At 45.3% G+C, this 12,019-nt stretch carries 12 protein-coding genes; 1 reads left to right on the top strand and 11 read right to left on the bottom strand.

Translation table 11 applies throughout. From position 1 onward, the window contains the following. From QZT71_RS03665 to QZT71_RS03630, 9 genes are all read right to left on the bottom strand, one after another. A complete protein-coding gene (locus tag QZT71_RS03665) occupies positions 1–1,068 on the bottom strand; it encodes a relaxase/mobilization nuclease domain-containing protein (protein WP_295912578.1) in 1,068 nt (355 codons plus the stop codon). Next, entirely contained in the window at positions 1,058–1,240 is a 183-nt protein-coding gene (gene mobC, locus QZT71_RS12500) for a plasmid mobilization relaxosome protein MobC (protein WP_363150284.1), read from the bottom strand. Before mobC ends, QZT71_RS03665 begins: the two co-directional genes overlap by 11 nt. After that, the gene (locus QZT71_RS03660; protein WP_295912575.1) at positions 1,241–1,426 is read right to left on the bottom strand and encodes a hypothetical protein; all 186 of its coding nucleotides are present in this window, start codon (positions 1,424–1,426) and stop codon (positions 1,241–1,243) included. It abuts the gene before it with no gap. Positions 1,427–1,545: 119 nt separating this feature from the next. After that, a complete protein-coding gene (locus tag QZT71_RS03655) occupies positions 1,546–2,460 on the bottom strand; it encodes a toprim domain-containing protein (protein ID WP_295912574.1) in 915 nt (304 codons plus the stop codon). Positions 2,461–2,635: 175 nt separating this feature from the next. Further along, a complete protein-coding gene (locus QZT71_RS03650) occupies positions 2,636–3,853 on the bottom strand; it encodes a primase-helicase family protein (protein WP_295912570.1) in 1,218 nt (405 codons plus the stop codon). Further along, entirely contained in the window at positions 3,843–4,148 is a 306-nt protein-coding gene (locus QZT71_RS03645; RefSeq protein ID WP_295912565.1) for a DNA-binding protein, read from the bottom strand. The genes QZT71_RS03650 and QZT71_RS03645 overlap by 11 nt, the downstream gene beginning before the upstream one ends. 140 nt (positions 4,149–4,288) lie before the next feature. Then, positions 4,289–5,032 carry a magnesium transporter gene (locus tag QZT71_RS03640; RefSeq protein ID WP_295912563.1) on the bottom strand — a complete coding sequence of 248 codons (744 nt, stop codon included), beginning with the start codon at positions 5,030–5,032 and terminating at the stop codon, positions 4,289–4,291. Positions 5,033–5,046: 14 nt separating this feature from the next. Then, the gene (locus QZT71_RS03635) at positions 5,047–6,447 is read right to left on the bottom strand and encodes a site-specific integrase (RefSeq protein WP_295912560.1); all 1,401 of its coding nucleotides are present in this window, start codon (positions 6,445–6,447) and stop codon (positions 5,047–5,049) included. Positions 6,448–6,784: 337 nt separating this feature from the next. After that, complete coding sequence (locus QZT71_RS03630) at positions 6,785–9,706, bottom strand: PUA domain-containing protein (RefSeq protein WP_295912556.1); 2,922 nt, start codon at positions 9,704–9,706, stop codon at positions 6,785–6,787. Positions 9,707–10,150: 444 nt separating this feature from the next. On the opposite strand from QZT71_RS03630, the gene QZT71_RS03625 reads away from it, so the two are divergent. Next, a complete protein-coding gene (locus tag QZT71_RS03625) occupies positions 10,151–11,128 on the top strand; it encodes a nucleotidyltransferase domain-containing protein (RefSeq protein ID WP_295912554.1) in 978 nt (325 codons plus the stop codon). Positions 11,129–11,200: 72 nt separating this feature from the next. Here QZT71_RS03625 and QZT71_RS03620 read toward each other — a convergent pair whose 3' ends face one another. Together QZT71_RS03620 and QZT71_RS03615 are read right to left on the bottom strand one after the other, a co-directional pair. Next, positions 11,201–11,410: a hypothetical protein gene (locus QZT71_RS03620; protein WP_295912552.1), complete on the bottom strand. Its 210-nt coding sequence runs from the start codon at positions 11,408–11,410 to the stop codon at positions 11,201–11,203. Positions 11,411–11,503: 93 nt separating this feature from the next. Continuing rightward, positions 11,504–12,019 (bottom strand): hypothetical protein, encoded by a 516-nt coding sequence (locus QZT71_RS03615; RefSeq protein WP_295912550.1) that lies wholly within the window; start codon positions 12,017–12,019, stop codon positions 11,504–11,506.

Genomic DNA, 12,019 nt, shown 5'->3' with positions numbered 1-12,019 from the left:
TTAAAGCCTGAATTTGGGTTTATGGGTTTTCTGTTCGCGCAATCTTTGCTTGTGTTCCATTGCGGCTATGGCCATTGCTTCGGCTGCGGCGCTGAGCAGGGCCGTAATACGGGCGATATACGCTTCGGGGCTTTCACCCTCCTTGCGTTGCATTTGTGCCGCCGATACGCCGATGGGTGAGTCGGTCGGGGCAAGCGGCACGGTTCCGACGTTCCCGCCGAAGTTTAGCGAATAGGGGTTTTCCGTCCCTCTGCTCTCTCCTCCAGTGTTGCCGAACAGCCCCATGAATGCGGATCGGTGGTTTCTGGCCGCAGTGGATAGATTCCCTACGAGCTTTTCTCGCTGTTGTATTTGCGAAAAGCGGCGGTCGAGTTTCGAAAAACTGAATGTCTTGTCGATCTTCGAGCCGGAAAATTCGAAGCCGTTCTTGCTGAACAGTACGCCTTGTTTCCGGTCGGTCGATCCGCAATACTTGTAACGGATGCCGATACCTTGTTCCCGCAGCCGTTTCTCCAGGTCGTTCCAACTTTTGCATTTGGGAAGACAGCCTTTGATGGCGTCGTAGATCTCGTATTTTGTTTTGTCGGGCTCGCGCAGCCGTTCCCTGCGTACCTCATCTTTGTTCGGGGCGATATAAAGCCCATATTTCGCAGTCAACGCCCGGCAAACTTTCGCGTTCCGGATTTTGATATTCTTATCCGAAATGGTCTGCCCGTTATTTCCTACCCGGTTATAGACCAGATGACAATGCGGATGTTGTTGATCGAGGTGGCGGACGAGCAGATGTTGCGTATCGGTAATGCCCATTTGCTGAATATACTCTTCCGCAATTTGTGTCATCAGGGCATCCGTCATCCGCCCGGCATCTTTCGGTGAAAAAGACAAGGAGATATGCCCGACGGTATTTTTCAGCCGGGGATTGAGCAGGGCTTGGTCTTTGAAATCCTCAGCCATGCGTTTTGCATCCGGGGGCATAATGCCTTCGGCTTTCAGTATCCGGGAATCCTCTTTCATCACATAGCCTACCGTCGCTGCAAAGGACGAGGCCGATATTACCTTACCGATCATCACGCAAATGTTTCAGTAACCGCCGTACTTCTTGCAGTACCGACGTAATTTGACTCTCCAGCCGTTCGATCCCTTTGGCGTGTGCCAGCTTGGTCAGTTGATTCAGGTTGCCGGATAGCCCTTTTAACAGATCGAATACCGGGCGGTGTTCTTTCCTTACCCGCTCCTTCACTCACCCATAGGCGATGAGTTGCCGCACGACCTCGACAGGTCGCTGTCCCGATTCCCGGATCAGGGCTTTGAGCTGGAAATGCAGCGCCGTATTGTAACGGATGGTGAGGCGATATTCCTGCCGTTGTGCTTTGTTCATAACAGGGCGTCCGCCTTGCTTGTTATATGTTTTTTCTGTGGTTTTCATCATTTGTAGTTTTAGGTGAAAAGGATAATAATTCGAGTATTCAGACCAGCGGGATCGACTGCCGACCAACGGTAACGGCAGCGGTTTTTGGCTGACAAAAACACAAACTTGCCCTATCCTTATAACTTTACTCCCCGTTTGCGTTCGGGGGCAACGCTCGCCGGCAACCGTTGGGTTTGTGTCCGGTGCGATTTTGCCTGCAAATAGTCGTTCAAATCCTTGTATTCCCGATAGCAATCCGATTGATCGACAACCTCGCTGTCGGGACAAAGACGGATAACGTCGGCCGTTGCCTTGCGCCCTGTCTCGTCGTTGTCGAAGAAAGTATGCACCGTCCGATGCCGTTGCAGGAACGGAATAGCTTTCAGTAGGTTTACGACCGAGTTCAGGACTGCCGCGTCGATCCGTAACGGTTCGGGCTTCTTCAGCGTGAGATAGGAAAGGAAATCCATAAACCCCTCGAACGCGATGCAGGTGTCGGCATGGTTGTCAATGGTCGTGATGTGCTTCGGGCTACTGCCTCCTTTGAAATACTCCGAGCGTAGCTCCCACCCTCCGGCGTTGTTGCGAAAGCCGATGGCGAAATACTCCCGGTTGCCGACGGCATAGCGTACCTCGCGGCAGAAAGCCGATGCAGTTTCCGGGTCGATGCCCCGGCTTTGCAGGTAGCCGACAAGTGCCGGATGACAAAGCGGCGCATCGGTGAGGATGCGGAGTGCAGGAACGGGCGGAGCGACCGGAACCGGGATAACGGAGGCTATCGGTTTTATTTCATCGCTACCCAGTGACCGAATCGCCTGCGATTTGTCGCAGTTCTCCAGTCCCATTACCAGGTCGATGATCGAGCCGCCTTTGCCCGTTCCGAAGTCGTGCCAGAGGTTTAACACATAGTCCACTTTGAAGCTGGGTGTATGCTCCGCGCGAAGCGGTGAAAGATAGAAGCCGCAGCGGGCGTTCTCCCGTGCTGGCCGGATGCCCCGCCTCGACAGATAGTCGCGGATCGAGAGGCGTTTGAGTTGCTGTATGTCGTCCATAAAATTGTCGGTTTGTTGAGAAAATCGTATAAAATACAGTGAAATAAAAAGTTACGGTCTTACTTATCTCTTACGACCGTTTGCTGTTGTTGGGACGTAAGCGATTGTAGGACTTTGTTAGAGAGTTTGTAAGAGGTGTAAGTATTTAGATATAAATAGAATATATCAGTAGACCTTACAACCTTACGGCAAGCAATTCATTGAGAACCTCCCGCGTGACGGTGTAGACCCGCGCTGTTTTGCTGTTCTGCCTTATTATTTCACCGTTGTAGGTAATGGCATAGCGGGTGTAGTAGGTCGGTGGGGCTGGCAGCAACCGCCAATTCTCCGCGAGAATCCGCCTAACAGCCGGATGATCCGAACGAATACCGCGTATCTCCAGCATATTAACCATATCGCTCACGTCGAAACGGTATTGCTCCAGCCCCTCGGCATCCATAACGTCGCGGATAATGGCAATTATCTCCGCTTCGGCCTTGCTGCGGTTGTAGTGGATGATCCGGCGCAGCGCTTCAGTTGCCAGCAAGCGGGGCGCAAACCACATTCGGCTTTCCTCACGGGTAGATAGTTCGCGGTGGAATAAGAAGAACAGAAATCCCGGCAGCTCACGCTGCATATCAGAGAGCAGGTTTTGATTGTCCCGCGTCAGCGGAGGTATGCGCCGCACCCAATAGCGGGTTTCGCCCGACTCGATCAGTACGGGGTTGCGCTCGTTGTTGGAGCAAAGCACGAACTTTCCGAAAAACTCCACCTCGCGTCGATCCTTGCCTTTTGCCTCGGCCTTGTAGCTGCGGGCAGTCGAGAGGTTTTTGATCCGCTCGGAATCTTCTCGGCGGTTTAATAGCACCTCGTCCACGCAGACTAATAATTTTCCCGTCCAGTCGTCGTTGAACTGCGACCGGAAATCCTCGTTGGTGTTGAATGTCACGTTGCCCTCGAAGATCAGCTTCAGGAAATTCAGAAAGGTGGTCTTTCCCGTGTTGCGCTCCTGGGACACCAACAGCAGGATCGGTAGCCGTTGCTGCGGCCGCAGGTAAAGCAGTTGCAGGTAGTCGTAGCCCAACTCGATTTGCTCTCCGAAGATGTGTGCGAGAAATTCCCTGACGTGCGGAAATGCTCCCTCGACGGGCGCGGTTGTGATCGGTTCGTAACGGTTCAGAAAGCCGTGTATTTCCCGGCGGTAATTGGTGTGGCTGGGCACGGTGCAGAATCCGTCGTACTTCGGGATCTTGGCGATGTAGTCTTTGCCGTAGTCCTGCCGCAAGGTTTCCACGTTCCACGGAATCAGTGTTTCGATACTCCGTTCGTTGCTCAACGGCATCCGCACCCGTTTGAGAATGGACGTGCCGACACGCAGAAACGGAATTGCCCCTTTTTCTTTGTTAGCGCCCATCGCGTCCCCCTTTTCTGCCTGTGCGGATCGCCTCGACCTCCTCGCGCCGGTAACGTTTGCGACCGCCGAACGGACACGATTTGATGTACCCGGTTTTCTCCCAGCACCAAAGCGTGGAAGAGTCGATTTTAAGAACGGCCAACACCTCTTTGCGCGAGAGGAACTCTTCGGCCGGCGGCTCATCAGGCGCGAGGCGTAATCCGCCTGCCGCCTCTTTGAAGATTGTGCGTAAATCGTCCAACTTGACTGTAACGCTGACATTCACCCCGGATTCCAATAATTCTCTAAAACTCATAATCGAATTTTTAAGGTTATACATAGATTCGTTTTGTTCCATCCGATTGGAACAGGGGCAAAGAAAATGAGGGATTTCAGGGAGTCCAAAATCACTTTGAATCTCCCTAAAATCCCTCGTTTATCTCTAAAATAGGGCTTTTAGCCTTTCAATCCTGCCAGATATGCGGGTATATTATTCGTGTTCGGAATGATATATCGCTTTGTTTCCGACGTGTATAGTTTTCCTTTGATATAAGACGGTTCCAATTCTTTCAGATTGGTAAAGACCTTCTGCAACCACGGTACGACCTCGTATTTTCTGCCGATACCGAAATACTCGGCCATATTCCACCCGAAGTGAAACAGATCGAAATTCGATAGTTTCTCGGTGCGGATCGGCGTAAGGTCATCCGGCAGCGTTTCTTCCTGGGCATATCGCGCAATGCAGTCGCACAACAACTCCAATCCCTCGGCGGAAACGTATGGCCCGACGACCATGTGGGTGTATTCGTGAAAGATGCGTAGTTTCTCCGCTCTCTTTGCGGCATATTGCATCTCGGCCTTTTCCTTAATCGCTGCGATGGTCGGCATAGCCGGTTCCGACGGCTCTTCGGTTGCCGGTAAAACCGGAGTGTTGTCCGCTGTTGGGGCAGCGGTTTCTGTCTTCGTGAATTTCTTCATAATCCACGGAATAAAGGATTCTCCCACAATGGCCCAAACTACCAGATATAAGACGACGCAGGCTCCCATGACGATCACGAACACGAGATTTGCCGTGCCGCTGTCCGCGCCGCTGGCAAGTGTGATAAGGCGTATAAGCGTAGCAACCATCAGGCTGACGACAGTTACAATCGCCAGCGGAATAATTTGACTGTTGCTTATCTTCTTCTCATCCATACCCATACAAAGATAGTATTTTAATCGAGAAAACCGATCAGCTCCTTTTTCATGTCGTCGTCAATCGTGCGGTAGCGGGCGAAAGCCTTGCTGCCCTCTTTGTGACCACTCAATGCCCCGACAAGGTTCGGGTCTTTCACTTTCTTGTAGATATTGCCGATAAAGGTACGCCGCGCCATGTGCGAAGATGCCACCTCGTATAACGGCCGCTGAACCTCCTGCCGGGTCTGCTGGTCGAGTACCGTTACGGTGCGATCCAACCCGGCACGCCGGAACGCCTCTTTGATTTTGCGGTTGTAGTCCTGTTCTGTGTTGAATGGAAACAAGGTATCACGGCTATAATCCTGATACTTGGCAATCAGTTTCATCGCGGTATCATTGAGTGGAACGCGGACGGTAATCGGGCGATCCTCTTTCGTCTTGCGTGGTATATACTCGACAGCTTCGTTAATGATACTGCGGTAGGTCATTTTGTAGAGGTCGCTCACGCGGCAACCGACGAGGCATTGAAATACGAAAATATCCCGCTGGGTTTCCACCTCTTTGTCATCGGACAGGTCGGTTTCGAGCAGTTGGGTTCTCTCTTCATTGCTTATATAAATCGGCGTTCCATACACAATCTCCCCGATTGAAAAATGCCGAAATGGATTGTTGGCCGTATAGCCGTTGTCGATAGCCCAAAGGACAAATGCCCGAAAACGGGTCAGCATATCGGCCACCGTGTTCTGCCCGCGGGATTTCGGCATCCCTTTCGGTACCTCGTTGCCTTTTTCATCGAGCGTGGGCGGACGCTTCCGTTTGGGCGTCTTAACTGCAACCTTCGCCGAATAGGGATATTGCTCGTATATTTCGGGATATTGCAGGAAGACGGACTTTTCGTCCAGTAGAAAGTCCTCGATTTGCCTTAGCAGTTCCGGTGTCAGATTGGCAAATGAAAGTGTAAATCCTCGGCTGCCGTCTTTTCTCTTGTATAACTCGAAACGGTGTAGGCAGCGTGCTAATACCCGGAAATTCTTCAGGCGATTCTCGGATAGCTTGTGTGCTGCAAGATAAGTGTCGATGACATCGAAAAAAGATTTTTCAAACTCCCGTTTCGCTTTCATCGGCTTGTGAAATCTTTTGACGATCTTTTCGAGATATTCACGGGTTATCGCGGTTTTATCTGTGCTGGTGTTGATTTCTTGTTCCAATACATCGGTTAGAGCTTTCAGCTTATTCCGTTTCTCTAAAAGCAGTTCGCGTTCTTCTCCTTGTATGATCGGAATGTTAATGTCGTTCTTCTTGCCCCAGCGTTTTCGGTCGAGCCAGATTCCGGAGCCGATGCGCAGCCGAATATCGCGCGACACGTAAAGCCGTAAATTGATTTCCGATTCACCTGCGCTGTTGGTCGTTTTTCCGAGATAGTAGTTTGTTTGTGCCATAGCCTTGAAATTGCCTATCCCAAAGGTAAGTCAATTTTAGGATAAACGCAACTTTGTGTGTCCGCGTTGTGTCCGCATTTTGCCAAAACTATCAAAATTGCATTCAAATCAATCCAAACAAAAACAATCGTTATATATTGATATATAGATTATTATAGTGTATTTCCGGTTTTATATAATTCGGCATCTTTCGACGCTTCAAAACCGGCTCCGGGTACGGGAAATGCCTATTAATCACTTGATTAATAGGCATTTTGATTTTATTGAGGTGTAAATAAGGTGTAAAGAATAGCAATTATTTAATCAGAAAGCGAAATATCATTTAGTCAGCACGATATTAGCTACATGATTCATTTATGTAGGTCCATTTGCTAGCTTCGGATTTAGATCTAAACCTTTTTAGAAATTTATTTCTAATTGCACAAGAAGAATGAAAATAACCAATTAATTCAAAAAACTCCTCTGAATGATGGGACTTAATCTGCTCCATTTGGGCTGATGAATATTCTGTAATTCCTATGCCTATTAGTGAGTTATGTTGATTAAATACACCTATGACAGTTCCTTCTGAAAAAGAACCTACAACTTTTGTAATACCAATTGGTAATAGATTTGTCCATGGATGACGAATTGCCATAGATGCGCCTTGATCTATAATAAACTTGCCATAGTATTTTTTATTTGAATAGAGGACTTTCTCAATTAATTTAGTTTTAGATAATTTCTCATTATCTAGTTTCTCTAAGATAGATTCATAATCATAAAATTGTGATTCGAGAGATGTACTCTTTATTAAGTTAATTAGCCGATGTCTTTCCCTCTTATTTGATAGAATGTAGGCTCGTAATATTGACTGATTGCCTTTGGATGATATGAAAGTTTGGACTGTAGATTTCTTTAGCGTATGAATAATATCTAATACGTTGATTATTTTATTAGGGCTTAAGTATTCATCATTTGGATGGCTGAAAATATATTCCCAATTAATAGAATGGATTATTGATGTATCAAACTCAGAAGGGGCATTGTTTCTAAATAAAATGCATAAATGAATTTTTTGTTGTAAATTTTTCCAACCATCAAAACTGGTATTTAAGGAATTTACTAGTTCATTAATGGTATAATATTGTTTAGATATTTCAAAAAATTCATAATTTTTTGTCTTATAGTAAGCTACGATTAATTTGGAGCATAAGGTTACTCTCATGCTAATATTTATTTGCCCTACATCAGTTCCTAAGATTTGTTGAAATAAAAGTAATGCTAGTTCTGGATATTTATTAATATTACGGTTGATTATTGCATATGCTATTTTTAGATCAATTTTTGCCAAACATTCAATAGTAGTTTTGGCTATCTGATTGAAATCTTTATCGCGGCGTATTAATTGTTCTATCGCTTCTTCATAAATAGGATGTATAAATTTATACGCAGATGCAATAGAGCCAAATTGCTCTACGCGGTATCCTATTTGACTTCTTATTTCGACATTAAATGAATAATTTGTTGACCCTATGCGATGTTGTAATTTTGAACAAACATCAATAAATAACGTTGATAAAAATGCTTTACCCTTTACACCAGAGAAAAATATCAAATTTAGGACAAGTTTTGTTATGTATGAGGTCTGTAATAATTCAAATTGAAATGTTTTTACAACCTCTTTTTGTCGATGTTTTAAAAAGGTAATTAATTGGGATTTATCTTTAATATCTTTTGATATGTATATAAAGTCTCGTATTGAAAGAGGAGTTGTTAATTGGTTGGAGTCAATTGCTTGATATACAATGTTTCTAAATTCTTTATTATCGTACCATTCACATATAATACTTGCCAATTTATCAAATATTTCTCGTAATTTTTGTGAGTCATATGATGGTTTACTAATGTTTAGTAAATGCTTTATCGATAGAATTTCATCTTCTAGTAAACTTTCTCCGGAAAAATTCTCAAAAATTTCGGTGCGCGACGTGATAATCACCTTGCTATTAAGCGTGGCAAGTTTATCCATTAATGGTGAGAAAATCTGGAATAAACTATCGCGTCGTTCGAATACAGTTCTACCAAAAGGATCTTCAAAATATACAATTTGATTGTCGCAGGGCGTATAGTCACTTAAAACTTTACTTTGAATTTCTCTCTCTTCTTTTTCTAACCCTGCAAACCAAATAGGCTCAAACCCTTGATTGTAATATGTTTTGAGTAATTGAACTGCAGTGTAGGTTTTGCCGATCCCGGGATCTCCAATGATAAAAACAATATTTTTTTCTTTAAGAGTTTCTGTTATTTCATCATACTCTACAGGAGGAACATATAAATCTTCTATGCGCTTATATCGTTCGTCATCATGGGCTACTTTTTGGATAAAAGCTAGGTCTTTTGATTTAATTTGGTTATTAGATGATATAAATTTTATATTGGGTTTTGTGCCTATATTTCGATTTCTAAATGGTCTTTTGGTGTGTAAATCTAATTCGGAAATTATATATTCGGTCTCTGTTGAAAATTGAAGTGTTTTATTTGAAGGTTGAAGATCAGATAAATGTGAGGCTTTTAGTTTTTCCGTGAAAATTTTATCCATAACACCAAATACGGCTGAACTCCCATCACTTTTTTTACCCAAAAAATTAGAATATAGTATATATATACCCTGTAAAGATGTTTCACATTCGCTTTGCATCCTATTATAGTATATATTAGATTTATTCTGATATGCAGGGACACATAATATATCTAATTCGTTTAAATTCAATTGAGTTTTGATCTGATCATTCAGATAATCAGCACATATCAAAACTGCAAAATTTCCAATAAACGTATTCGTGAACTTTATAATTTCTTTGCCTGGGGTCAGTCCTTCTCCCTGTATTGGCGAAATTTCATACGGAGATGGTGTCAGTTTGTTGATAAAAAATACATCACCTTTAATTATTATAGGACATCTTTGTATATAATGATTATTATTATCTGTATAATAGTGGCTTCCACCTACAACTAAAGTCCCTTGGTTTCTAGACCATTCTTGAATTTTTCCAATTAGCGCCTCTGGAATTGATAATTCCGGAAATATAACTAAGTCAACTGAGTGATGTTTTGCGATTCTTAATAATTCAGATATCTTATCTGTTATTCGTGCATTATTTTGTAAAAAAAGGAGTCCCGATCGATCTTGCCAATTATATTCTTCAGAACATAGCTGACAAATCATAACTCTACAGTTCTCCTGTTTTCTATCATGCAAATCAATGGTTTTAATCATAAAAAGAATAGATTATTATACTAAATTAATTGTAAATTCTTAAAATTCCAAAATAATTACTATTTTTGTATTTGCGAATACTACATGATTGATTGACCTTTTATAGGGTGTACTGTAAGTATACCGCTAAAAATGTGTGCAGAGCTGTTGGGGAGCAATCCCGTGAACGGCACCTTGCAGTAGCCTGTAAAAGGGAGATTGTGTAGTGTTCGCAGCTGCACATTTTTTGTTTTTATATGCGAACACTACACATCGTCCGTACTCCAGTACAGACACGCCGCAAGGCCAGCCGCAGGCGGTTCCCGCCGTGCAACCTCTCAATTCGTTTCCATTTTCACCCGCCGGATTAGCAAGTAACTGCTAATCAAATCTCTATTCTCTTTGTTGTGCGTTGCGCACGATAAGGACAGCCCTCATTATGTCAAATTTTAAACAATCAATCAAATGGAAACGAATCAAAACCCTGTGCAAGAACAATCTGCGCAACGCATAACCCCCGAAAACACCCAAGCCGAACAACAGCCCGTACCCTCTCCGGAACAGCCGACCGGGCAACTCGCTCCAAAGCCAGAACCGCAACCCGAACAGCCCGCCGAACGACTTTACGATCCTGCCGAAGCCGCCCAAATTGTGAATTGCCTGACGGACGGCTATTTCGATCCCGAATATATCCTGCTGTTCGGGAAATTGGTCGGCGGCACACGCCATAGCGACGCCATGGCCTATGACCTGCTGATGGTCGTGCGGGAAACGCCCGAATACGATTGGATTCAGGCAAAACGCATCCTGCGTTACAAAGTGCCGTACAGCAGGCGCGAGATCACCTATATCAATCTCTACATTATGCCTTTGAACTATGTCGAGTCGAATAAAACACCGTTCCTCTACTTTGCCCACTCCGAGGGCGAATTGCTCTATTGCAGCGACCACTACCATTTCCGCCACCCGAAACACCCGATCAACTTTGCCACAGCCTATGCGGATGCCAAATTTCATTTCGATACTTTCCGGATGCTGGGCAACGAATTGATCGAACAGGCGCAGGACGCCTTCAGCGAAAGCCGCAATATGCGTCTGGCGGCCTTGTTCATGGCGCAGGCTACAGTCTACTTTTATCATACGCTCTATTATGTTTATCACGGGCTGGAGTTCGATATTCACGATCTGGTCGTGATGCACGAACGGATGCGGACGCTCTCGACGCAACTGATGTTGGTTTTCGACGATAACCATATCGAAAATATCTTCACGCTGCCGCGCCTGAAGAGTTTTCTGGTAAAGGCTCGCTATGATATTTGTTTCGATGTTGCGCCGCAGGAATTGGAAATGCACCTGCAACGTGTCGAAAAAATGGGCCATATCATCGAAAACTACTGCGGCCTGCGGCTGGAGCTTTATAAAGAGTTGAGCGAACAGCAATAAGCAGTCAATCATTTGAACGAACGGGGGCTTGCGAGATCACTGACAATCTCGCAAGCCCCCGTTCTGTTTATCCTACTTTTTCTTGGCCGTTGTTTTCTCTGTTTTCTCTTTCCCGGCCTTCGTCCGCTCTTGGTTTACGATTGCCGCGCCGCGTTCCTTAATCTCCTTTTCATACTGCCTTACCTCTTGCTTTATAATGCCAATATACTTGTTCTCGCCTTGGTCAAATGCCCGATCGAGGTCGTTGATAAGCGGTACTTCCCCGTGCCAAACGGCTTGCATATATCGGTATTTCCAATCGTTCGCCCGGTATTGGCGGTTGTTTACGGCCTGCCAGACATTCCCCGCAACGGATAGTCCGGCAGTCAGAGCCAGTCATACACACGCCCGAACCAACCGTTTGTTAATATCGTAATTGTAAGGGATACGTTGCAACAGATGATCTAACGTGTTATCTATACGCGTCCAATAGCTGTCCAACATCTCCTTGTATTTCTCCACCTCGCGGCTTACGAACAGCTGTACTGCCTTTTTGATCTTCTCGTCGCTTAATGCACCCTTTACCTCGGCATTTATCCGCTTCATCGCTTCGGCGAGTATCTCCGTGCTGACGTTGATCTTTCCGAAAGCCCTGTTTATATCCGTCATGTCGGGCGGCTGTACCTCGACCACGGGTTTAATCTCGATTTGCCCGATACGGTTGATAAAATTGGTGATCTGCTCCGCCGAAAGATTCTGCACACGGGCTATTTCGTCGATCCGCTGCATCAGGGTTGTATTATCGCCGCCGCCTTGTGTCTTTGCAATCTCGGCCTTGAAAGCCTTGATAAACTCTTCCTTGAAATCTTCGTACTGGTCGCAATCCAATGCGACTGTTTTTTCCTCTGCCAT

The organism is uncultured Alistipes sp., from assembly GCF_902388705.1.
In the GTDB taxonomy this organism is placed as follows: Bacteria; Bacteroidota; Bacteroidia; order Bacteroidales; family Rikenellaceae; genus Alistipes.
Note: the sequence above shows the minus strand (reverse complement) of the source record. Positions and strands in the feature narration are given on the sequence as shown.

Coding starts and splice junctions, on each gene's coding strand:
- QZT71_RS03650 (WP_295912570.1), bottom strand. CDS start 3,853: ATGGGCGCTAACAAAGAAAAAGGGGCAATTCCGTTTCTGCGTGTCGGC.
- QZT71_RS03655 (WP_295912574.1), bottom strand. CDS start 2,460: ATGGACGACATACAGCAACTCAAACGCCTCTCGATCCGCGACTATCTG.
- QZT71_RS03635 (WP_295912560.1), bottom strand. CDS start 6,447: ATGGCACAAACAAACTACTATCTCGGAAAAACGACCAACAGCGCAGGT.
- QZT71_RS03620 (WP_295912552.1), bottom strand. CDS start 11,410: ATGCAAGCCGTTTGGCACGGGGAAGTACCGCTTATCAACGACCTCGAT.
- QZT71_RS03660 (WP_295912575.1), bottom strand. CDS start 1,426: ATGAAAACCACAGAAAAAACATATAACAAGCAAGGCGGACGCCCTGTT.
- QZT71_RS03645 (WP_295912565.1), bottom strand. CDS start 4,148: ATGAGTTTTAGAGAATTATTGGAATCCGGGGTGAATGTCAGCGTTACA.
- QZT71_RS03665 (WP_295912578.1), bottom strand. CDS start 1,068: ATGATCGGTAAGGTAATATCGGCCTCGTCCTTTGCAGCGACGGTAGGC.
- QZT71_RS03625 (WP_295912554.1), top strand. CDS start 10,151: ATGGAAACGAATCAAAACCCTGTGCAAGAACAATCTGCGCAACGCATA.
- QZT71_RS03630 (WP_295912556.1), bottom strand. CDS start 9,706: ATGATTAAAACCATTGATTTGCATGATAGAAAACAGGAGAACTGTAGA.
- QZT71_RS03615 (WP_295912550.1), bottom strand. CDS start 12,019: ATGGCAGAGGAAAAAACAGTCGCATTGGATTGCGACCAGTACGAAGAT.
- QZT71_RS03640 (WP_295912563.1), bottom strand. CDS start 5,032: ATGGGTATGGATGAGAAGAAGATAAGCAACAGTCAAATTATTCCGCTG.